Below are 22,599 nucleotides of genomic sequence, written 5' to 3'. Positions count from 1 at the left end.
ATATAATGCTATCATTTCAAAAAATGTATATAAGTAAACAAAGCAAGTTTCTCCTCATAATTTGGAAGAGAAACTTGCTTCGTTGTTGTTTATCTGCCTAGCTTTTTATTCGCAAACCCTAAAAGTAACCTGCGTATTTGTGGGTCAATTGCAAGACCGATAATGCCGTACAATATACCAGTAAGTGTTAAAGCTACTAGTGGTGGTAAGTTAATTAACACAGTACGATATAGAGCGTAACTGATTATAAATGCTAGTGCATTGAATATTGTTCCTTTGAATAGTAATGTAAAGCCTTTACGAGCGAATAAAGTAAAGCCGATTAATAATGTAATCTCGGTAAGGATAGCAGCTACAGCTGCTCCCATCATTCCAAATTGGCTACCTAATACGATGTAACTTATGACAGCAACAGCTAATCCAATCCCCATCGTTGTCGCACGCTTCCACTGTTGACCAATTGTCGTTAAATTATCAGCAAGTGGGTAGTTGATAGATTGTAAAATGACCATAAAGGCTAAAATTGCAAGAGCGTCACCAGCTGGGGCATACTCTTCACCTAATAAAGTAACAATCCAAAATCTTGGATTAGCGATGAATGGGATAGAAATCCCCATTCCTAAGAAAGACATAAGCTTTAATTCAAACAGAGATAGTTTTCTATGTTCATCAATATTTTTTTCATTTCCAAAAGCAAATAACTTTGGATAAAAGGCTGCTGCAATTACACCGGGTATTTGATAAAGTACAGCGGGTATTTTAGAAGCAGCTCCAAAGAATCCAACTTGCTCGTACGTTGAGACTTTTTCTAATATAATAGGCCCTAACTGTGGCAAGAGCATAATGATAATGCCATTGATTGTGAAAATCAGCAGTTGATCTAAAATCCCTTTGTCCCAGCCCTTATGAACTGTCGTATGGCGAATTACCATTATAAAGGCGATGACACCTGTTACAAGACTGGATATTCCGTACATGGCAGCGACCATCATAAGTGACCATTTAAATGACATTCCTAGTAGAAGAGCAGCTGCGGCTGTTACACCTTGTATTACAGAAATAATGGCTGTAAATTGCATACGTTCTGTTACTTGGAAGTAAGCCATCCCGACACCTTGTAAAGTTGCTCCAAACATTGTTGGTAGTACAACCCAATATACCATGGCGCGTAAGTAGGCATCTGTATAGAAGAACTGAGCAAAAATAGCGAAGAGTACAGAAATTACGACAGCTAATACGAAACGAATGCGTAAATAACTACTGATTAGTACGCTAATATTTGCATCCTTTCTCGTTCCTTCACGCATAAACGTATGTGTCAAACCTGCATCTGTGAAATAACAAATAACAGCGGAAACTGCTAATGCAGTTGTAAACATCCCATACTCACCAGGAGAAACGTATCTTGCGAAGAGAATCGTCGCGATAGCAAGTACAAATCGAACAGTAATATTTCCTACAAATAGGTAGGAGGCATTTTTAAGAATCTTATTTGTTTTCATGAGAAAAAACCTTTCTATTCTTTAGGACCTTTTTCGTTTGTCCTATTTGTAAATTTGATTTGTTTACGGAAAGAGAGATGAGTACTATATTTTCAGTTTAAGAAAACAGAAATTTAATTCGTACAAACCAAAGCATTGCATATAGTTTTTTACTACGCTTTCCATTTTTTGAATAGATTTTACGGCAATATTTCTTTATATCTTTTTTGATTAATTGAACTTGGGCATTATTTAATTGAGAGTTTTCTTTAATGTATATACAAGCATTATTGATAACCGTATAAGGGAATAAATAAGTCTCAAGAATCTCAATAAGTGACTGAGGGTCTTTCGTAATGAAGTCTTGAGATTTATTATGTACCCAGTCTTTCATACGATTGAATACTTCCAGTTCTTTAGTTGTTTTTAATTCGTAATCTTTATATTTAGAAGAAAGATTTCCTTCGGATAAGATTCTATAATATGTTAAATATTCATCCACATAGCATACATTTGTCACACTCATTAGTTTAAATAAAAACTCCAAGTCTTCTCCCCAGCTACATCCTGGTGTAAAACGGATATTATGATTCATTGCGATAGAGCGTTTGAAAATCCAAGTACTTGTTTGAGCAACAACTTGGTGTGTTAAGAATGCTTTTGCCATATCACCTTTAATAAAGTTTGTTGTATGCTCAATCTTTTCGCCTGTTTCTTCGTAAAAATTCATATAACCACAATAGCACGCATCCATGTTGTTTTTATGCATACTCTCGATTTGTTTCTCAATTTTAGTTGGATGCCATAAGTCATCACTATCAAGGAAAGCGACGTATTCCCCGCTAGCATTTTCAATCCCTGTATTACGAGCTACTGAAACGCCTTGGTTTTTTTGGTGAACGTATTTTACTTGCCCCGGATATTTTTCTGCAAGATTTTTTACGATAGAAGGTGATTGATCTTTACTTCCATCATCTACAATTACAATTTCAATGTTTTTATATGTTTGATCCAGTATTGACTGCATTGTGTCTTCAATATATTTTTCTGTGTTATACAGAGGTATGACAACAGAAACAAGTTGTTTTTGTTCCATCATAGAATTTTTATCTCCTCAAATTTTTTATGTCTTGCACCATATATACAAGCCTTTTGAAAGGAAGAGGATTACAAGAACATCTGTATCAGTTTAACGCATATAAACTTTGTAAATCAACTTTCTATTATTGTACTTTGTATACAAAGTACAATAATAGAATATATTTTCTTGTGAAAATATATAAATAAAATTTGAAAATTATGTATTTTAAGGGGAAATATGAAATGTTAAGGCGATTTGCGCTTCGTTTTGCAACTTTACAAACACATGGTGCAGATTTGACTCTAGCTAGCGATGATATAGGTTATCAAAAAATGGAAACTATTTTATTGGAAACAGGAATGTTAATATATCATGAGCTTGATAAACCACCTATTCATATTATGCCAGGTTTTCCAGTGTTTTTAGTTACTGTATTTTACTTTTTTGGAAATGGTAATAAAGGCCTTTTTGTAGCTAAATTAATTATTATCCTATTAGGAGTACTTATTATTTTACTAACTTATAAGATTGGTACTTATTTATTGAATCCCGCTGCAGGATTAATAGGTGCTTTCTTATTAGCGGTGTATCCTCCAGAGATTGTTGTGGAAAATTTAACTTTAACAGAAGGACAGTTTCTATTCTTTTCATTGGGATTATTATATTGGAGCTTAAAATTAGCTGATACTCATAAAACGAAACATTTTCTACTTTTTAGCATTGTACTTACGCCTACAAGTTGCTTTATATCCAATACTATTATTTATATATCTTTTAATGAAGCGCTATCCATTCCGCATTATGATGAAGCAAGCGATAGTATTTTTTATAATAAAAAATACATGCAAGGAAGGACCTGTGCATGTATGATGAGAAGATTATGTTAAATATTCCAAGGCTTACTTAAAGTTAAAACTTCAGCCATCTCTTTACTTTTTAAACGTCCCTTTTTTCGGTTTTCCGCGCGTTCTAAACCGGTTGTGTGTAACCAATGTTCTTCCTGAGTTTCAGGTAGTACTTGTGGTACGGACGAAGGTTTTCCATCTTTTATAGCCACAAATGTAATGAAGCAAGTAGCAGCAATTCTACGCTCGCCTGCTAATAAATTTTCTGCGATTACTTTTACGAAAACTTCCATTGAAGATTTCCCTGTATAACACACAAATGCTTCATAACAAACAGAATCAGCTTGGTGAATTGGAGTTAAAAAATCAACTGAATCAATAGATGCTGTTACGCAATGTTTACGACTATGTCTTGCAGCCGCAATTGAAGCAATACTATCAATTTCTGCTAATAATTTCCCTCCAAAAAGTGTTTGGTGATTATTTAAATCGTTAGGAAAAACACGTGTTGTCTTAATTGCTTTAGATTCTCGCATGAATTTCTTTTCCATATATTCAGCCCCTATAGTCTGTTTTCAATCAGAATAATATGTGTAAGTGGAGTACTCATATTAGATATTTAATGAAGTAAAGTGTATTCCAAAAGAGGATTATTTAAACTTCTGTATTTGTATTCATGTAACTGAAAGAAAATTTATTTTATCTAAAATGTAGTGTAAAAGAGGATTCGCTTACATTGCAAGTAAAAAGTAATGACTATGTATTCGTCATAGAAATTCCCTATCAGCCGTGTACCCATTCATGATAGAATCATTTTGTTATGAATGGAAATAGAGGTGCAATGGACATATGAATCATATACAAACAAATTTTTCATCTTTCTTCAATAAAATTACGATCGGTGCGATGCTCGCATTTTTCGCTTATAGTTGTTGGGTAGCATTTGAGACAAGTAAGCAATTCTTTGGAGGAAGTACAACAAGTGTAACAATCATATTGGCAATTTTCGTCATACTTATTTTGTTAGTGGCATCAATTCTACAATATCGTTTTACAGATAAACAATTTCTTATTTTTCTTATAAGTATATCTATAGTTGTGAGGCTTAGTATGCTGTTATTTGTAGATGCTCCAATAATTGGTGATATGAAAGTGATGTATGAGTCTGCAAAGCAGATTGCAATTGGTAATAATATAGGGACTGTAACTCATTTGCCTTTTATTATATATGAGTCAGTAATCATTCGTATATTCGGTGATACATTATTCGCTTTACAACTATTTAATGTGTTATTTTGCGCAGGAACCGCATTTTTTATTTATCGTATTGCGGCAATGGTTTTTGGAGAAGAATGCGGTCGTATTGCTTCTATATTTTATGCCCTGTATATTCCAAATATATTGCTGAGTTCCGTATTAACTCCTGAGTCACTTGCAATATTTTTATTTTATTTTGCTTGTTACATACTTTTATATAAAGGGTTAGATCATCCTTATATGTGGGTGTTTTCAGCGGTTTTATTTGCATTTAGTAATATGATTTTCCCGATAGGATTATTTCTTCCTATTTTTATCACTGTATATGTATTATTAATTGAAGTGTCTCAATCAGCAACGAAACAAAAAGTGTTACTAAAGATGGTAGGGATACTTATTCTATTTTATAGTACTCATTTTGGTGTGAATTATGGAATTAAGGCAATGGGATTGTCACAATATACGATTTCGAATGAGACGTATGTTCAATCTGTCTTAATTGGAAAAACGAAACATGAGGAAAAAATATCGAAAAATCAAAGTGTAACAGAGCATATTGATCAAAAGTTAAAAGAGATTGAGGGAGAAAGATTTAAACTTTTAGAACCGATGATAAATCAGTTTTCAGATGAGGGGATAAATTCTATTCTTTTCAAATGTGAAAAACTGATATATATAGCCGTAACATTGTTTATGACTATAGCTCTATTGCACTTCCTTATTAAGAAACAACAAAATGAAGGGTATATGTTGTTCTTATTTTTAATTAGTGGCTACGTATTGTTAAGGCTTTTCCAAGTAGATATGGCATATTACAATGTAATTATGCCGGCATTGTTTATTTTGCAGAGCTTTGGTGTTTATATGAGTTATGTGTATTGTCAAAAAATATTTTTCAGAAAATAAAAAGAATCCATTCTGGATTCTTTTTTTTTGATGGAAGATGAAATTTAGTAGTCAGTGCAAAATGGAAAGTATGCCGGACCTGAATTTTATTCCGCTATTTTCCGGACAGTCAGACACCACCTCAAAATCAGCGAAAGCAAAGAAGTTAGGTGGGGGCGGACTGCCTGTAAAAGCCCGATTGTTGAGGGCTGATTAAAGTTTCACTTTATCTTATCGATTTAGTTCTAGTTGTAAATTATCGGCTGTTAGAGCCATTTGTGAGGAATCATCTTGAATTCCTTTCATTACTTGTGAAATAGCTTGTAGCTCATGTTCAATTTTCTTATTCTGTTCTTTTGAGTTAGACATATCTTTTACAATTTCTTGGAAGTATCGATCTGTTGCCGACATACTATCGGTTCCTTCTGATACGAGAGAGCTAATTTGTTTCACGGAAGACGAGACACGGATAATTTGTTCATTTGTTTTTTCGACGAGCTTTGTAACGTTAAAGATAGATTCTTTCGTTTGCTCTGATAATTTTCGGATTTCACCAGCAACAACAGAAAACCCCTTCCCAAATTCTCCAGCACGTGCAGACTCGATAGCAGCATTTAGTGCGAGTAAATTTGTTTGCTCCGCGATTGATTTAACGATATCTATGATTTCGTTAATTTTGTTAGAAATATCAAGAAGTTCATGAGTATCTGTAATAATCGTTTCCATATTCATTTGAATAGATCCCATTCGTTTGTTTTGCTGGTTTAATTGTTCTTTCCCTTTATTCGCTTTTTCTTCAGATGTTGTAGCTAATGATGTACCTGTTTTAGCAATCTCTACAATAGTTTCAGACTTAGCGGTTAGTTTTTGAATAGAAGAGCTTGTCTTTTCAGATACAGCAGCTAGTTCTGTTGCGATATGCGTAATTGTCATAGCAGTTAGTTCTTTTTCTTTCTCATGTTCTTTTTGCATTCTTTCATATTCAGATTCATAAGCTGCAAGAACAAGTTCTTGTTCAAGAGTGAATAATTTATTTATGACATTTATAGAATAGGAAAAATCATCGATTGTTGTTATTTTTGTTTGCAAAATCTTCATGATAGAGCGGAATAATTCTTGATAAGCAGCAGTATACCATTTTCGATGTAAACCAATTTGCACATGTCTTTTTGCAATTCTAACACGCTGTTCAATGAAATCTTCATGCATATTGCCGCTGAATAATTCTTTAATATGTGTTTTTAAAGTTTGTTTTAGTTTTGGAATAGAGCTGTAACGTTCAATAATAGTAATTAAATTAGGTTGTTTTGTAATGTTGGCATAGAATTTTTCAGTAATCCAATCAATTTCTGCATAAATAAAAGGCTGTAGTACTTTTACAACTTGTAAATCTTCTTTTGAAATATGTAGCATATCCATTTGAATTTTCAATTCAGAATTAGTAGGTACATTAAAAGTTATTTGTTGGTCCTTACTTAATTCGATTATACTGGCATTTGTTTTATTAATATTTTTTCTGAAAACCCCAAGCATCATTCTTCCCCCTGTATATAAAACGTTTTCAATTTTAAAACTAATATAGAGTAATTATATATGCTTATATATAATTACTCTATATTAGTTCGTTGAATAGTATATAAATTAAGAGAATTCTAGATAGAATTCTCTTAATGGCCTTTATTAATTTTAGCATGTGTTTTAAAGAAAACAGGGAAATGCACATTATATATTACAGTGACGACACGAATAACGAATGTTACTAATAAACAAACATAGAAAGCTAATACGTGCGCCCCCATAGCGTATGTGATTAGGAAGCTAATTGCTCCTAAGATAGAAGCGATTGCGTAAATCTCTTTTCGGAATACGTAAGGGATATCTTGAGCACAAATGTCACGCAAAATACCGCCTCCAATACCTGTAATGACTCCCATTGAAACAACTAGAAATGAGGCGTCAACATGATGTGACATTGCCGCATTTGCACCAATAGCTGTAAAAACGCCTAATCCAACAGCATCAGAAAGCATAATAACGACTTGAAGTTTATTGATACGCTCAAAAAACATACAAGTAAATAATGCTGATAATACACTTACGAAAAAGTAAATGGGTTTTACAAATGCGACAGGGGGCAGGTTACCAATCATGATATCACGAATAATACCGCCGCCGAGCGCAGTAGCTACAGCTAAACAAAGGACACCAAATAAATCTAAATCTTTTTTTAAACCAACTAATGTACCAGAAATGGCAGCGGCGATAATGCCAAGAAACGTAAATATATCGATTAATAACATGGCCTTAATCCCTTTCTCTTAAAGATGTTCCAGAGAAAAAATATACACTAAAGTATTGGAAATAACAATTACTTTTCGTTACATGTATAAAAACGGATAAAATACATAAAGAAAGCGTTTGAAAATGCTTAGGAGAAAACGAAGCAAGGTTAATCTTTAGTTGTAGGATAGCCGAGTGGGTGTTTGTATGTAATTATTAAATTTTATATACTTATAAATAAATTAAAAAATGTTACTATAATGCTGATAATAAGTGGAAGAGTGTTAGATAGTTTTTATAGAGATAGGGAAGAATAGCTAAAGGATAATGTTTTCTAGCACTACTTAAGCTGAATTTGGTTAGTTTCGGCATAAAAATAAGTTCTCAATTTAAATATGAGTTATGTTATAATTGCTAGGTGTGTTTTAACGATAATAAATTATGATTAAAAGATAATGTTAAGATTTTGTATGGAGGTCTTGGAATGTTAGCAAATCAAGCTAGGGTTAGATTTGAGCATTTTTTGCTCTTTTTTATTATTTTACAGCCTGTTTTAGATTTATTAACGTCTCTTAGCATCACTTTATTAAAGTCAAATGCTACCGTTGGAATTTTAGTAAGATTCCTTATTATGGCTGTTGGTGGTATTTACATTTTAATTCAGGCAAAAGAGAAGGAAAATAGAAAGTTTTTAATTTATCTTATATTATTAGCCGGCGTTTTAGGGATAGGATTTATTAATAACAAACTAGTTAAGGATCCTATTGTACTTAGTGAAGAAGTTAAATTCGTTGCGAAAGCATTATATATATATATTATGCTGGGATCATACATTTTAGCTTTAAAATCATTGAAAACGAAAGTTAATATTAGTGATAAGGTTCGAAATAGTATTGTATATTCTACATTAATCATTAACGCAATTATGGTTATTTCTATTTCAACATCTACTGACTTTGGTAGTTATGAATGGATGAAGGTTGGTTCTCGAGGTTGGTTCTATGCAGGGAATGAACTAGGTTCAATCTTAGCTATTATTTTCCCTATTGTGGTACTATATTCTATTCAAAAAACAAAGAGCTGGAAACATATTTTATATTGGATTCCATCACTTTTAATGATTTACTCATTAATTCAAGTTGGTACAAAAGTAGGAATGGGCTCAATTGGTGCTACGTTGGCAGCAGCAATCGGGATCATTGTACTACAATTATTATTTAATAGAAAAAATCCGAACAAAAAATCTCTTGCACTTAACGCAGTAATTGCTATTGTCCTATTAGCTGGTGTAGTTGGGACGTTTAAACAAACACCATTAGCACAAAATATGGGCATTCATAATAATTATTTATCAGAGCAAAATGTGGCTCAGCAAGGCCAAAAAGAACAAGAAATTAAAGATAAGTTGAAAAAAGAACAAGAACTTAAAGCAAAAGAAGAAAATCATCATAAAGTTGAAAAGCCAGAAGAAAAGGCGAAGATAGAAGAGGAAGTTAAGAAAGAACTTGAGAAAGAGCAAAAGAAAGAAAATCAAGAAAACCTTATTTTCAGTGGACGTCAAGTATATGAAGAAAGACATAAGCAGTTCTTTAAAGAAGCGCCAATGTCACAAAAGTTATTAGGAATGGGTTATGCAGGTAACTTTAAATACAATGAACAAAAGCAGCCAGATCCAAAACTAATTGAAATGGACTTCCATGATTGGTTTTACGATTTCGGGATTATTGGCTTTGTATTACTAATGATTCCATTTATTTATTACGGGCTAAGAATTCTACTAGCATTTGCTACGAGATTTAAGGACATATTTAATATAAAATATGGAATGATTTCAGCAAGCTTATTGTTAGCGTTAGGTATTGCTTATATTGCAGGACATATTTTAACAGCACCAGGAGTTGGAATTTACTTTGTAGTGGTGTTAGCTTATCTAATAGTAGACCTAGAAATTGAATGATAAAAATAAAAGCTAACTTTTGTTAGCTTTTATTTTTTAGTACAGTAAAATAAAAATAGATGGAAACGTAGCGAGGATTTAAAGGAGGAAAAAATATGAGAATATTGCATATGAATGCAGGAGCAGAAGATGGGGGGGGGAAAACACATATTATTTCACTTCTCGATCAGTTTCCAACTGGTGAAGTAGAATTAGCAGTATTTGAAGATGGAATTGTTGCGAAGGAAGCAAGGGAGTTAGGGATAAAAGTCCATGTGTTTTCACAAAAATCGCGCTATGATTTATCCGTTTTAAAGAATATAAGTGAATTTATTAATAAAGAAAAATTTGATGTAGTTCATACACATGGTCCTAGGGCTAATTTCTATGTTTCTTTAATGAAAAAGAGAATAAAGGCAAAATGGGTAACGACTATTCATAGTGATCCATTTCAAGACTTTACTAAACAGGGCTTAAAAGGTTGGATTTTTACGAAATTAAATTTGAAAGCCTTAAAAAATATAGACTTATTTTTCGTTGTAACAAATAGATTGAAAAAAAGCTTGGCAGCATTAGGCATTTCAAATGACAAGATGCATGTTATTTATAATGGAATTGAATACGATCAGGAAAAAGCAGAAGGCTATAATAAAAAAGAAATGTTCAATATTGATGAAGATGTATTTACGGCAATCCAAGTAGCACGATTACATCCCGTCAAAGGACATGAAGTTTTATTCGATGCGTTACAACAAACAAAATTAGAGAAAATTAAAGTATTATTAGTTGGCGATGGCCCATTAGAAGAAAATCTAAAGTCATTAGCTACTGAAAAAGGGATTAACGATAAAGTAGAGTTTTTAGGACATCGTCAAGATGTAAAACAATTATTTGCGTCGTCACATGTAAATTTATTAACTTCCCATAGTGAAGGGTTCCCACTAGTTTTATTAGAAGCGGCAAACCAACGTGTACCATCAATTGTGACTAGGGCTGGAGAAATTGAGCCATTAATCGTAGATGAAACTTACGGATGGATTGTGCCAACAGGTGATGGAAAGACATTAGCATTAGCTTTAGAAGAAGCGTATGATAAGTGGAAAACGGGAGAATTAGCAGCAATGGGTAAACATATTTATGAGCATGCTACTATGAACTTCTCACTTCAAAAACTATATGAAGATACAAAAGAAACATATAAGCAATTAATAGCGAAAAACTTGTAATGATAGAGAGGATAGTTAACTATGGCAGTACAAACAGTTGATATTCTAGGCGTTCCTTTTTCTACAATGACAATGGATGAAACGGTCCAATATTTAAAAGAACAACTAGAAGCGGAACGAACTCATACGTTTCAGGTAGTAACAGCAAATCCTGAAATTGTTATGTGCGCAAAAAAGGATGAAAAGTTCTATCAAACATTATTGAATACAGATTTAATTACACCTGATGGTATTGGGGTTGTAAAGGCAAGTGGTATGCTTGGTACACCTTTAAAAGAGCGTGTAGCAGGTTTTGATTTAATGTGTAATTTACTTGCGAAGTTATCAGAAGATAGTAAACCAGTATCTGTTTTCTTATTAGGTGCAAAGCCACATGTTGTACAAGCTGCAGCAGATCATTTAACAAAGACATATTCAGCTGTATCCATCGCCGGTACACAAGATGGTTATTTTAAACAAGAAGACGAAGAGAATATTATTTCTCGCATTCAAGAAGCAAAACCAGATTTATTACTTGTTGCACTCGGTTTCCCGAGACAAGAGAACTTTATCCAAAACAATAAGCATCGTTTAGAAACGAAAATGGCTGTTGGAGTGGGTGGAAGTTTAGACGTATGGGCTGGAGAAGTAAAACGTGCACCAAAATGGATTCAAGCGATTCATTTAGAGTGGTTTTATAGATTATGCAGTAATCCAACACGCTGGCGTCGTCAGTTAGTATTAGCGGAATTTTTAAAAGAAGTAATGCGTTCGAAAAAGTAGCGAAATATCGCTGCTTTTTTTATTTGTTCATTTTTAATAAATTGAAACTTTAATCAGTGAGGCATTCCTACTGATTATTAGCCCTCACCAATCGGGATAGACGTTTTACTTTTTGGGAATGATGAAGGAGAAATTTTTTACACAAAAGTATTTTACTTATACAATACACACATGTAAAATGATGTGTAAAGACACCTGTGTGAGGAGGACTTCTAGTGGGCAAGGTAAAAGAAATTTCGAAGCGCAAACTACTTGGTATAGCTGGGCTTGGATGGCTATTTGATGCAATGGATGTTGGAATGCTTTCATTTGTAATGGTAGCCTTGCAAAAGGATTGGGGATTAACGAGCCAGGAAATGGGCTGGATAGGTAGTATTAACTCAATCGGTATGGCAGTAGGAGCGCTTATTTTTGGGATACTATCAGATAAAATAGGGCGAAAATCAGTCTTTATTATTACATTATTATTATTTTCTATCGGTAGTGGTTTAACTGCGTTAACGACGACACTCGCGATGTTTCTCGTTTTACGCTTTGTAATTGGTATGGGGCTTGGCGGAGAGCTTCCGGTTGCCTCTACACTAGTATCAGAGAGTGTTGAAGCACATGAGCGTGGGAAAATTGTTGTGTTATTAGAAAGTTTTTGGGCAGGTGGATGGTTAATTGCAGCTCTTATCTCGTATTTTATTATTCCGAAATATGGTTGGGAAGTTGCGATGGTATTGAGTGCAGTTCCAGCACTATATGCTTTATATTTAAGATGGAATTTACCGGATTCCCCAAGGTTCCAAAAAGTTGAAAAAAGACCATCTGTTATTGAAAATATAAAATCAGTTTGGTCTGGGGAATATCGTAAAGCAACAATTATGCTATGGATTCTATGGTTTTGTGTTGTCTTTTCCTATTATGGAATGTTCCTTTGGTTACCGAGTGTAATGGTGCTAAAAGGGTTTAGTTTAATAAAAAGTTTCCAATACGTACTTATTATGACGTTAGCTCAACTTCCAGGGTATTTCACCGCTGCTTGGTTTATTGAACGTCTCGGTCGTAAATTTGTTTTGGTTACGTATTTAATCGGGACAGCTTGCAGTGCCTATTTGTTTGGGGTTGCGGATTCATTAACAGTATTAATCGTGGCAGGTATGTTACTATCCTTCTTTAACTTAGGTGCTTGGGGAGCATTATACGCCTATACACCTGAGCAGTATCCAACCGTTATTCGTGGTACAGGTGCAGGAATGGCAGCAGCGTTTGGGCGTATTGGTGGTATTCTTGGGCCACTATTAGTGGGGTATTTAGTTGCCTCAGAAGCTTCACTATCATTAATATTTACGATTTTCTGCGGATCAATTTTAATTGGTGTATTTGCTGTAGTAATACTTGGACAAGAAACGAAGCAAAGAGAATTAGTATAAAGTGAAATTTTAAATGTATGCCTGATCGTTTATTACCCTACACTACTCGGCTCTTTCTAGGCAGTTAATGTAGGATAAAGGGGGAGAGGAAACCGAAGGGGTTTCCTTTTTTCTGTTTTTTTAGATAAATAATGGTATAGTAAGAAAAAGGGATTATTTCTTATAAAAGCGAATGTATACAGCAGGACATATGGACAAAGAATTAGGTGGTTGAAGAAATGAAAATTTTACTGATCATGGAAGAGGCAGAAGAGAGAAGAGAGTTAGCTGAAAATTTCACTGAAAATATGAGAAATGTAGAATGTTTTGAAGCAAAGACAGGAACAGAATCTTTATTTATGATGAAAAAACATATACCAGACTTTGTTTTTTTAAGTTCCAAATTACTAGATGGTACTGGTTTTGAATATGCAAGTTTATTACGAGAAATAAATTGCTATACAAAATTTATTTTTGTAGGTGAAAACATAGAGGAATCTATTACAGCTTTTCGTTTCCAAGCATTTTATTATTTATTACGACCATTTCGTGAAGAAGATTTACAATTTCTTTTATATAAAATAGGTAAAGAACAAGGTGAGAAAGCAAAGAGTTATTTGCGGAAACTACCGATAGAAAGTCAAGAAGGTATACGATATATGCTTCCAGAAGATATCGTATATGTAAGTAAAAATAAAGAAAATAAAACTGTTTCAATTTACACAACGAATAATCAGTATATTTCAACATATACACTTCAGGAATTAGAAAATAAGCTAAATGCATATGATTTTTTACGTGTGCATAAAAGCTATTTAATTAATATGTCATATGTAAAAGAACTGAAACCTTATTATAATGGCACGTATAATTTGTATTTAGATAGGTATGATGAGCAACCGATTCCAGTCAGTCGTAATTATGTAAAACGCCTTCGAAATAACATTGAATTATAGTAGGTAATGAGAGTATTTTAACATGATAAACTGAAAATCCTTCATGATAAGGAGGATTCAAGTTAAATATTCAGAAAATTTAGTACAATCTCCACTAAGAAATAGTATTGGGGGAATTGTATGTGAAGACATTGAAATCGATCTTACTTTGGGGCGTTATTACAGCAGTAGGAGCAGGTGCTTTTGGGGTAATAGCTTTATCACAAGGTGAAACCATTAATGCTGTATGGCTCTTAGTAGCTGCCGTATGTGTATATGCAGTTGCTTATCGTTTTTATAGTAGATTTATAGCGAGAAAGGTTTTTAATTTAGATGATAATCGGCAAACACCAGCCCATACATTAAACGATGGGAAAGACTATGTTCCGACAAATAAGTGGGTATTATTTGGACATCACTTTGCAGCGATTGCTGGGGCGGGACCTTTAGTAGGACCGATTTTAGCAGCACAAATGGGATATTTACCAGGGACCATTTGGATTATTGTTGGGGTAGTTGTTGCGGGGGCTGTTCAAGATTTTGTCATTTTATTTGCTTCGATGAGACGTAATGGTAAATCGTTAGGAGAAATGATTAAGGATGAGATTGGACCTGTTACAGGACTAATTGCAATGATAGGTATTTTAGGAATTATGATTATTTTATTAGCAGTATTAGCGTTAGTCGTAGTAAAGGCACTGATCGGAAGTCCTTGGGGAATGTTTACGATAGCAGCAACGATTCCTATCGCTATTTTAATGGGAGTTTATATGCGCTATATTAGGCCTGGTCGTGTTGGAGAAGGGTCAGTAATTGGTATTATCCTACTTATTTTATCTCTTATTGGAGGACAGTATGTAGCAGAAAACCCAACACTTGCAAGTATGTTCACATTTAGTGGTGAAACAATTGCTATTATGCTTATTGTATATGGATTTATTGCATCTGCATTACCAGTTTGGATGCTATTAGCACCACGTGATTATTTAAGTACATTTTTAAAAGTTGGAACAATCGTTGGATTGGCGATAGGTATTTTAATTGTAGCACCCAATTTACAAATGCCAGCAGTTTCGCAATTTATTGATGGAACTGGTCCTGTTTTCTCCGGCAATTTATTCCCGTTCTTATTTATTACGATTGCCTGTGGTGCGGTCTCTGGATTCCATGCTCTCGTTTCATCTGGTACAACTCCAAAAATGATTGAGCAAGAGGGACATGCACAGCCAATTGGTTACGGAGCAATGTTAATGGAGTCATTTGTAGCAGCGATGGCAATGATTGCAGCTTGTGTATTAACGCCAGGAACTTATTTTGCGATTAATAGTCCGGCGGCACTTATTGGTACGGATGTATCGCAGGCAGCTCAAGTTATTTCTTCATGGGGATTTGCTATTACACCAAATGAATTAAAAGAACTTGCTGTAAATGTTGGAGAGCAAACAATTTTATCACGTACAGGTGGAGCACCAACGTTAGCAATAGGTATGGCATATATTTTCTCACAAGTAATAGGTGGAACGGCGATGATGGCATTCTGGTATCATTTTGCCATTCTTTTTGAAGCCCTATTTATTTTAACAACGATTGACGCAGGAACTCGTGTAGGACGATTTATGATTCAAGATATTTTAGGGCATGTATATAAGCCGTTTGCGAAAACAGATTCTACATTAGCTAATGTAATAGCTACAACGTTATGTGTATTAGGGTGGGGATATTTCTTATACCAAGGGGTAATAGATCCGCTCGGTGGAATTAATACATTATGGCCACTTTTCGGTATTGCAAATCAAATGCTAGCAGGTATTGCATTATTACTTGGAACGACAATTTTGTTCAAAATGGGGAAAAAGGCGTACGTTTGGGTAACACTTATTCCAACTGTGGGATTGCTTATTGTAACAATGACAGCTGGTTATCAAAAGCTATTTCATGAAAATCCTAAAATCGGATTTCTATCTCACGCGAAGGTGTTTCAGGGAGCGTTAGATGAAGGGAAAGTGTTAGCACCAGCTAAAAATGTTACTCAAATGAAGCAAATTATTTTTAATGATTATATCGATGCAGCGCTTTGTGGGATTTTTATGATAGTTGTAATCGCTGTGTTAATTTCAGCACTTCGAATTTGGATACAAGTATTAAGAAATAAGCCAATGCCGTTAAAAGAGGCACCATATATTCCTAGAGATGAAAGTGAGTCGAGGAACTATGCTTAAAAAGCTGTGGCAAGTATGGGGGGAAAGGAAGCGCTTTATTAGTTTGCTCGTTGGGGTACCAAGTTATGAAATATACGTAGAGCATATGAAAAAGCATCATCCAGAAGAAGAGATTGTATGTCAAAAGCAGTTTTTTGCTGAGGCACAAGAAGCAAGATTTAACGCAAAGGGTGGAAAAATATCACGCTGTTGTTAATGAAAAAGGGCGAGTTTTCGCCCTTTTTATTTTTTTTGCTGTTTCACGTGGAACAGCAAAAAAATAAACAAAAAACTTTGGGAATTATAGGGATTTCGTATACAATAAAGTGAGGAAGGGGATAGATGGAAAAGTAGGGAGATTATTTTATGTTAAGGGACTTATTTGTAAATACAACAATTATTATTTCCTTTATTTTTGTTGGAGGTCAGCTTTTAAGAGATAAGCCGTTAAAAGAAGGATTCTCTTTTTTGCAGAAGTGTGTAATCGGTATTTTTACTGGAATATTAGGTGTACTGTTAATGCATTTTGGTGTACACATTGAAGATATTATGTTGGATTTACGTTATTTAGCCGTTATTTTGGCAATTATAGTTGGAGGTCCGGTAGCTAGTAGTATAACAGTTACTATAATTTTAATTACTCGGCTAATTTTTACTGAGTACTCTTTAGCTTCCGAATTGGCTTGCTATACAATTCTACTAAGTGGAATTGGTGTTATCTTTATTGCAAGAATACAAACTTCGATTACGTTAAAGTTAGTATGGTTACACGTATACTGCCTTTCTATTTTGATAGTACCGATGTATATATTATTTAATGATATATCTGTAGTTGTACTATATTTAATTTCAAGTATTACTACAGGTTACATAACATTCGTAAGTACAAACTATGTTTTACAATCCAATGAGTTATTTCAAAAGATGAAACAATACGCAACGATAGATGCATTGACAGGTTTAGGAAACGTAAGACAGTTTGATTTAGAGATGAATTGTCATATTAGTAATAAGAACATGAAAAATGATTCGCTTTGTTTACTCCTTATAGATATTGATCACTTTAAGTATGTAAATGATACGTACGGGCATCCTGCAGGGGACGAAGTGTTAAAACAAGTAGGATGTATTTTACGAGAAACTTCACAATTTCCAGATTTGGCTTTTCGAAAGGGTGGAGAGGAGTTTGCGCTTTTGATACCGAATAAGGGATTAGCTTACGGAATTTGTATGGGCGAGCAAATTCGTACAGCTGTTGAAAGTCACCCATTTCAATTGTTAGATGGAACAAAAATAAAAATTACGGTTTCGGTAGGGGTTTCAGAGTATGAAGGGTCATCAGAGCAATTTATTCAAGCGGCGGATGATGCGTTATACTACTCGAAACGAAATGGTAGAAATAAGGTTAGTTCTGCATCTTAAAGATAAGATGACCAGAAGACATAAAGCTTATAAAAAACACTCACAGAGTCAATGTATGAACCTTGTGAGTGTTTTTATTTATATATTAGACAAGTTCTTTTGATACAACGAATTTACGATATGCACCATGGTGAGTTGGACCTACGTATTCGTTAATTTTGAATGAGTAACGAATAGCGGCTGTGATGAATTCTTTAGCAGTTTTTACTGCTTCTTTCACAGGTTTTCCTTTTGCAAGTTCTGCTGTAATTGCAGCAGAATATGTACAACCTGCACCGTGTGTATTGGTTGTATCGATTTTTTCTGATTCTAGAAGTTCGAATGTTTCTCCATCATATAGGACGTCGATTGCAGTTTCCGTACCAAGTTTGCTTCCGCCTTTAATTAGTACGTATTTGGCACCTAAAGCGTGGATTTTCTTCGCTGCTTCTTTCATGTCCTCAAGAGAATTAATTTTCACACCGCTTAATTGGTAAGCTTCAAATAAGTTTGGCGTTACAACTAATGCCTTTGGCACAAGAACGTCACGTAAGCAATCGTTCGTTTCAGGATGTAATGCTTCATCTGCACCTTTACATACCATAACAGGGTCAACTACTACATTTTTGAAATTGTGCTTTTCGATTGTTTCTGCAACCATTTCAATAATTTCTACTGATCCAAGCATACCTGTTTTTAAAGCATCTACGCCAACACCTTCAATTGTTGTTTCTAATTGTGGTTTTAATGTAGAAGCTGGGATTGGAAATACGTTATGTGCCCAACCGTTATGTGGATCCATCGTTACGATTGTTGTAAGAGATGTCATTCCGTATACGCCAAGTTCTTGGAATGTTTTTAAATCTGCTTGTATACCAGCACCGCCACTTGTGTCAGAACCAGCGATAGTAAGTGCTTTATTTAATGTCATTATGAAAGCCCCCTCAAGTGATATAATGAAAACTATGTTTTCACCATTATATCAATGTTACGAATAAGTACAAAGTGAAAAGTAGATGATTTATTTTAAGAGCTATTTAAAATCTTGTATGCAGGAGACTGAGTATGTTTCGAGATAATCGTACAAATGAATTAGTTATATTAAAGGAAATTGCAGAAACATTAAATACATCAAATGATACGTATCATGTATTGCAAGCTGTCCTAGAGAAATTACTAAGTGTGACAGGCTTAACGACAGGATGGATTTTTCTTGCAGATGAAAATGGGAAGTATACGAAGTTGATTGATTACCAATTACCAGAGGCACTTACATATGAAAATAAACGCCCGATGTGCGAAGGTGAGTGTTGGTGTTTACGGGGTTTTGTAGATGGGAAATTAGAGAGAGCCGTTAATATTATTGAATGTAAAAGAATTAATAATGCAATTGAATATAATTGGGGAGATACGGAGGGCATTCTTCATCATGCTACGGTTCCTTTAAAAGCTGGAGGAGAAAAATTTGGGTTGTTAAATGTTGCAAGTCCGGGTAAAACACATTTTTCGGAAGAAGAATTAGTATTACTCCAATCGGTTGCTTTCCAAATTGGTACGGCTTTAAAGCGAACAAAATTATATGAAAATGAAAAAAGAAGAGCACATTATTATGTGAAATTAGAGCGTTTCATTCAAGATTTAAAAACGATTCATAAGTTTAATGTATTACCTGAAAAGGTGGTAAATCACGTAGGTGAAGTATTTCAATGGAATCAAGTAGCGCTTTTTATTAGGGAGGAAAAAGAATTATCTCTGCGAGCGTCTTACGTTCAGGAAGAGTTACAAGAGGAAGTGAAAGAGGCGGCCAACAAGGCGTTAGAGCAAGATGAACCAGTTCTAATAAAACATCAAATAGGGCATAATGTGCATCTAAATCAAACTGTTATTGCTACGCCAATACATATTCAAAACCATATATTTGGTGTTTTATGTGTTAGCTTGAATAATGGAGAGTTTGATGCTAATACAATAGATGTAATTCAAGCGCTATCAAACCATGTTTCGTTAATAATAGAGAATTTGAGGTTAAACGAGCAGCGCCGTGAACTTGTACGAATGGAAGAAAGAAACCGATTAGCAAGAGATTTACATGATTCTGTTTCGCAAAAATTATTTTCATTAACCTTCATGACAAAAGGCGCCGAGGCAGTTTTAAAAGGTAAAAATGAAAAGGTAGATCAATCTTTGCATGAGATGCGTGAACTTGCACAAGGAGCTTTGAAAGAAATGAGGACATTAATTTGGCAGCTTCGTCCAGCAGGATTAGAAAAAGGATTATTGCCAGCTCTAAAGCAGTACGGTGAAAATTTGGGACTGAAAATTAGGGAGCAAGTTACGGGTGTTCGTGATTTACCTCGTGTAGTAGAAGAAGCTTTATGGCGCATTGGCCAAGAAGCACTGAACAATGTAAGTAAGCATGCAGGTGTAAAAGAAGCGACGATTTATTTTACAGTGAATGAGAAAAATGTATCATTAGAAATAGTTGATCAAGGAAAGGGCTTTGTGGAAAAGAATATAAAAGAAAAGAAATCACTAGGTATGACTACGATGCGTGAAAGAGTAGAATTAGTTGGTGGAACAATTAAAATTGTAAGTAGTAATAAACGAACGAGCGTAAAAGTAAATGTACCATTATGATGTGAAAATGAGGGAAGTTTGTGAAAATAAAAGTATTGTTAGTTGATGATCATACAGTCGTTTTAAAAGGATTAGCATTTTTCTTAAGTACACAGGAAGATTTAGAGTTAGTTGGAGAAGCGAATAATGGGAAAGAAGCGTTAGTGAAAGTAGGAGAAACAAATCCTGATGTTATATTAATGGATTTATATATGCCTGAAATGGATGGTGTTGAGGCGACGGCATATATTAAAAAAGAGTATCCAAATGTGAAAGTAATTGTGTTAACTAGCTTTTCTGATCAGGCGCATGTGTTACCTGCATTAAGGGCTGGAGCAAGTGGGTATATTTTAAAAGATGTAGAACCGGATCAGCTTGTTGAGGCTATTCGAAGTGCATATAAAGGTAATATTCAATTACATCCGGATATAGCAAATGCTCTTCTCTCTCAAACATTACCTGTAGAAGAAAAGGAAGAAGAACATTCTATTCAAGTGGATGTGCTAACAGCGAGAGAAAATGAGGTGTTGCAACTATTAGCAAAAGGGATGAGCAATAAGGAAATTGCATCTGTTTTAGTTATTACAGAAAAGACGGTTAAGGCGCATGTAAGTAGCATTTTGAGTAAATTAAATTTATCCGATCGTACGCAAGCGGCGTTATATGCAGTGAAAAATGGAATTTTATAAGACAAAAGTCGTAAGACCTAGTTCGCCTTTAGAAGGTGGACTTTTTTTATGGAAAAATACGTCTATGTGAGGACGAAATTGTCTTGATATAAAGATAAAATATGTTTGTAAGCAACAAAACAACAATTACAAGGGATACCTTTTTTGAAAGCATATAACAACATAAGAGTGAGTATTAGGAGGAAGAAATAATGGCAACAGTTTTATTCGTTAAAGCAAACAACCGTCCAGCGGAACAAGCAGTTAGTGTAAAATTATATGAGGCATTTTTAGCAAACTATAAAGAAGCACACCCAAATGATACAGTAGTAGAACTGGATTTATATAAAGAAGAATTACCATATGTAGGTGTAGACATGATCAATGGTACATTCAAGGCAGGTAAAGGATTTGATTTAACAGAAGAAGAGGCAAAAGCAGTAGCAGTTGCTGATAAGTATTTAAATCAATTCCTAGAAGCTGATAAAGTTGTTTTCGGCTTCCCATTATGGAACTTAACGATTCCAGCAGTGTTACACACATATATTGATTATTTAAACCGTGCTGGTAAAACGTTCAAATACACGCCAGAGGGTCCAGTTGGCCTAATCGGTGATAAGAAGATTGCATTATTAAATGCACGAGGCGGCGTATATTCAGAAGGTCCAGCAGCTGAGGTAGAAATGGCTGTTAAATATGTAGCAAGTATGATGGGCTTCTTCGGCGCAACAAACATGGAAACAGTAATTATTGAAGGACATAACCAATTCCCAGATAAAGCGGAAGAAATCATTGCTGCAGGTCTTGAAGAAGCAGCTAAAGTAGCAAGTAAATTTTAATTAAAATTATAATCGTCACTCGAAAAGGCAGCATTAACATGTAAACGTTAATGCTGTTTTTTTATATTTTTAGTTCATCAGCAAGTTTTTTTAATTGAATTCGATCTCGTATGTAATAGGTTCTTCCGTCTTTTTTTAAGTAATTTTGTTGGCAAAACTGATTTAATACATATAAAAGATGACGGTAGCTGACATTTAAATATTCCGAGGCCTCAGTATGCTTTTCTATATAACAATTATTTTGTTCTGTTAATAAAATAAAAGCAGCTAATCGATTTTCAAAAGGATAACTATAGTTTTTTGCGTAATTTTCAGTGCGAGTAATTGTCTTTTCTCCAATAAATTTGCATAAGTGCTGTAAAAACGTTGCATCTTGTAATAAAAGTTGCTGACAATCTTTAAGAGGAAGTGCCAAACAAACACAATCTTCTAGTACTTCAACGGACTTAGTAATATTTTCTACTCCTATTAATCCTAATTCCCCGATAAAAGATGGTGCTTGAATAAAATTAATTAATGAAACCTTCCCGTTTTTATGACTCATATATATTTTTGCCTTCCCAGAAATTAAGTAATAGAGATAAGGGAGAGTATTTCCTTCGCTACATATCATCTCTTTCGTTTGAAAAGAATGTAGCTCTACATATGGCAAGACATGAAATGAAAATAGGGTATGGAATTGATGGATTTGCATGTATTGATAAATTTCTTCCTCATTTTTGCTGATTTTCATATTTTCACCCCTATTTATAGTATGAGATATCTCCTATTATCTTTACAAGAAGGAATGATACG

Annotated in this window: 19 protein-coding genes and 1 pseudogene; 13 read left to right on the top strand and 7 right to left on the bottom strand. The window is 34.2% G+C overall.

Features of this window, described 5'->3' with window-relative positions; all coding sequences use genetic code 11:
• Positions 1–89: 89 nt before the first annotated feature.
• Together BM089_RS24445 and BM089_RS24440 are read right to left on the bottom strand one after the other, a co-directional pair.
• Positions 90–1,502, bottom strand: coding sequence for an oligosaccharide flippase family protein (locus BM089_RS24445; protein WP_000856145.1), 1,413 nt, complete (start codon positions 1,500–1,502; stop codon positions 90–92).
• A 97-nt stretch (positions 1,503–1,599) separates the two neighbouring features.
• Complete coding sequence (locus BM089_RS24440) at positions 1,600–2,580, bottom strand: glycosyltransferase family 2 protein (RefSeq protein ID WP_000970511.1); 981 nt, start codon at positions 2,578–2,580, stop codon at positions 1,600–1,602.
• A gap of 200 nt (positions 2,581–2,780) precedes the next feature.
• Between BM089_RS24440 and BM089_RS24435 the strand changes: the two are divergent.
• Positions 2,781–3,384, top strand: a pseudogene (locus BM089_RS24435) (glycosyltransferase family 39 protein); the annotation flags it as partial.
• Between the two features lie 61 nt (positions 3,385–3,445).
• Here BM089_RS24435 and BM089_RS24430 read toward each other — a convergent pair.
• Complete coding sequence (locus BM089_RS24430; protein ID WP_000412126.1) at positions 3,446–3,958, bottom strand: acyl-CoA thioesterase; 513 nt, start codon at positions 3,956–3,958, stop codon at positions 3,446–3,448.
• Positions 3,959–4,256: 298 nt separating this feature from the next.
• On the opposite strand from BM089_RS24430, the gene BM089_RS24425 reads away from it, so the two are divergent.
• Positions 4,257–5,570 carry an ArnT family glycosyltransferase gene (locus BM089_RS24425; RefSeq protein ID WP_090978333.1) on the top strand — a complete coding sequence of 438 codons (1,314 nt, stop codon included), beginning with the start codon at positions 4,257–4,259 and terminating at the stop codon, positions 5,568–5,570.
• A 210-nt stretch (positions 5,571–5,780) separates the two neighbouring features.
• On the opposite strand, the gene BM089_RS24420 is transcribed toward BM089_RS24425, so the two are convergent.
• Complete coding sequence (locus BM089_RS24420; protein ID WP_000901904.1) at positions 5,781–7,082, bottom strand: globin-coupled sensor protein; 1,302 nt, start codon at positions 7,080–7,082, stop codon at positions 5,781–5,783.
• A gap of 134 nt (positions 7,083–7,216) precedes the next feature.
• On the bottom strand, positions 7,217–7,849 hold the full coding sequence (locus BM089_RS24415) for a trimeric intracellular cation channel family protein (protein ID WP_000924377.1): 633 nt from the start codon (positions 7,847–7,849) through the stop codon (positions 7,217–7,219).
• A gap of 464 nt (positions 7,850–8,313) precedes the next feature.
• Here BM089_RS24415 and BM089_RS24410 point away from each other — a divergent pair, with 464 nt between their 5' ends.
• The 8 genes from BM089_RS24410 (at position 8,314) to BM089_RS24370 (ending at position 17,702) form a co-directional block, all read left to right on the top strand.
• Positions 8,314–9,786: an O-antigen ligase family protein gene (locus BM089_RS24410; RefSeq protein WP_000880753.1), complete on the top strand. Its 1,473-nt coding sequence runs from the start codon at positions 8,314–8,316 to the stop codon at positions 9,784–9,786.
• Between the two features lie 95 nt (positions 9,787–9,881).
• The gene (locus BM089_RS24405; RefSeq protein WP_090978331.1) at positions 9,882–10,991 is read left to right on the top strand and encodes a glycosyltransferase family 4 protein; all 1,110 of its coding nucleotides are present in this window, start codon (positions 9,882–9,884) and stop codon (positions 10,989–10,991) included.
• A 21-nt stretch (positions 10,992–11,012) separates the two neighbouring features.
• Positions 11,013–11,753 (top strand): WecB/TagA/CpsF family glycosyltransferase, encoded by a 741-nt coding sequence (locus tag BM089_RS24400; protein ID WP_000290751.1) that lies wholly within the window; start codon positions 11,013–11,015, stop codon positions 11,751–11,753.
• A gap of 215 nt (positions 11,754–11,968) precedes the next feature.
• Positions 11,969–13,168, top strand: coding sequence for an MFS transporter (locus BM089_RS24390; protein WP_090978329.1), 1,200 nt, complete (start codon positions 11,969–11,971; stop codon positions 13,166–13,168).
• A gap of 218 nt (positions 13,169–13,386) precedes the next feature.
• Positions 13,387–14,103 carry a LytR/AlgR family response regulator transcription factor gene (locus BM089_RS24385; RefSeq protein ID WP_000698259.1) on the top strand — a complete coding sequence of 239 codons (717 nt, stop codon included), beginning with the start codon at positions 13,387–13,389 and terminating at the stop codon, positions 14,101–14,103.
• A gap of 122 nt (positions 14,104–14,225) precedes the next feature.
• Positions 14,226–16,301 carry a carbon starvation protein CstA gene (gene cstA / locus BM089_RS24380; protein WP_016513279.1) on the top strand — a complete coding sequence of 692 codons (2,076 nt, stop codon included), beginning with the start codon at positions 14,226–14,228 and terminating at the stop codon, positions 16,299–16,301.
• Entirely contained in the window at positions 16,294–16,497 is a 204-nt protein-coding gene (locus BM089_RS24375) for a YbdD/YjiX family protein (protein WP_000914502.1), read from the top strand. Before cstA ends, BM089_RS24375 begins: the two co-directional genes overlap by 8 nt.
• 149 nt (positions 16,498–16,646) lie before the next feature.
• Entirely contained in the window at positions 16,647–17,702 is a 1,056-nt protein-coding gene (locus BM089_RS24370) for a GGDEF domain-containing protein (RefSeq protein WP_000942876.1), read from the top strand.
• Positions 17,703–17,787: 85 nt separating this feature from the next.
• Here the strand turns inward: BM089_RS24370 and pdxK are convergent, their stop codons facing one another.
• Entirely contained in the window at positions 17,788–18,612 is an 825-nt protein-coding gene (gene pdxK, locus BM089_RS24365; protein ID WP_000174259.1) for a pyridoxine/pyridoxal/pyridoxamine kinase, read from the bottom strand.
• 134 nt (positions 18,613–18,746) lie between these two features.
• Here pdxK and BM089_RS24360 point away from each other — a divergent pair, with 134 nt between their 5' ends.
• From BM089_RS24360 to BM089_RS24350, 3 genes are all read left to right on the top strand, one after another.
• The gene (locus tag BM089_RS24360) at positions 18,747–20,318 is read left to right on the top strand and encodes a GAF domain-containing sensor histidine kinase (protein ID WP_000488132.1); all 1,572 of its coding nucleotides are present in this window, start codon (positions 18,747–18,749) and stop codon (positions 20,316–20,318) included.
• 20 nt (positions 20,319–20,338) lie between these two features.
• Positions 20,339–20,986, top strand: a complete 648-nt coding sequence (locus BM089_RS24355; protein ID WP_000695797.1) for a response regulator — start codon at positions 20,339–20,341, stop codon at positions 20,984–20,986.
• A 191-nt stretch (positions 20,987–21,177) separates the two neighbouring features.
• Positions 21,178–21,804 (top strand): FMN-dependent NADH-azoreductase, encoded by a 627-nt coding sequence (locus BM089_RS24350; protein ID WP_000246721.1) that lies wholly within the window; start codon positions 21,178–21,180, stop codon positions 21,802–21,804.
• A 61-nt stretch (positions 21,805–21,865) separates the two neighbouring features.
• Here BM089_RS24350 and BM089_RS24345 read toward each other — a convergent pair whose 3' ends face one another.
• On the bottom strand, positions 21,866–22,537 hold the full coding sequence (locus BM089_RS24345) for a transcriptional regulator YeiL (protein ID WP_000703310.1): 672 nt from the start codon (positions 22,535–22,537) through the stop codon (positions 21,866–21,868).
• Between the last annotated feature and the right edge of the window lie 62 nt (positions 22,538–22,599).

The sequence above is a fragment of the Bacillus sp. 5mfcol3.1 genome (genome assembly GCF_900114335.1).
Classification (GTDB): domain Bacteria; phylum Bacillota; class Bacilli; order Bacillales; family Bacillaceae_G; genus Bacillus_A; species Bacillus_A thuringiensis_S.
This window is presented reverse-complemented; position numbering and strand designations above follow the sequence as displayed.

Bases quoted from the DNA above. Each gene is read 5' to 3' on its own strand.
- BM089_RS24425 (WP_090978333.1), top strand. From the start codon at position 4,257: ATGAATCATATACAAACAAATTTTTCATCTTTCTTCAATAAAATTACG.
- BM089_RS24385 (WP_000698259.1), top strand. From the start codon at position 13,387: ATGAAAATTTTACTGATCATGGAAGAGGCAGAAGAGAGAAGAGAGTTA.
- BM089_RS24430 (WP_000412126.1), bottom strand. From the start codon at position 3,958: ATGGAAAAGAAATTCATGCGAGAATCTAAAGCAATTAAGACAACACGT.
- BM089_RS24350 (WP_000246721.1), top strand. From the start codon at position 21,178: ATGGCAACAGTTTTATTCGTTAAAGCAAACAACCGTCCAGCGGAACAA.
- pdxK (WP_000174259.1), bottom strand. From the start codon at position 18,612: ATGACATTAAATAAAGCACTTACTATCGCTGGTTCTGACACAAGTGGC.
- BM089_RS24360 (WP_000488132.1), top strand. From the start codon at position 18,747: ATGTTTCGAGATAATCGTACAAATGAATTAGTTATATTAAAGGAAATT.
- BM089_RS24445 (WP_000856145.1), bottom strand. From the start codon at position 1,502: ATGAAAACAAATAAGATTCTTAAAAATGCCTCCTACCTATTTGTAGGA.
- BM089_RS24375 (WP_000914502.1), top strand. From the start codon at position 16,294: ATGCTTAAAAAGCTGTGGCAAGTATGGGGGGAAAGGAAGCGCTTTATT.
- BM089_RS24345 (WP_000703310.1), bottom strand. From the start codon at position 22,537: ATGAAAATCAGCAAAAATGAGGAAGAAATTTATCAATACATGCAAATC.
- BM089_RS24400 (WP_000290751.1), top strand. From the start codon at position 11,013: ATGGCAGTACAAACAGTTGATATTCTAGGCGTTCCTTTTTCTACAATG.
- BM089_RS24440 (WP_000970511.1), bottom strand. From the start codon at position 2,580: ATGATGGAACAAAAACAACTTGTTTCTGTTGTCATACCTCTGTATAAC.
- BM089_RS24410 (WP_000880753.1), top strand. From the start codon at position 8,314: ATGTTAGCAAATCAAGCTAGGGTTAGATTTGAGCATTTTTTGCTCTTT.
- BM089_RS24420 (WP_000901904.1), bottom strand. From the start codon at position 7,082: ATGCTTGGGGTTTTCAGAAAAAATATTAATAAAACAAATGCCAGTATA.
- BM089_RS24370 (WP_000942876.1), top strand. From the start codon at position 16,647: ATGTTAAGGGACTTATTTGTAAATACAACAATTATTATTTCCTTTATT.
- BM089_RS24405 (WP_090978331.1), top strand. From the start codon at position 9,882: ATGAGAATATTGCATATGAATGCAGGAGCAGAAGATGGGGGGGGGAAA.
- BM089_RS24415 (WP_000924377.1), bottom strand. From the start codon at position 7,849: ATGTTATTAATCGATATATTTACGTTTCTTGGCATTATCGCCGCTGCC.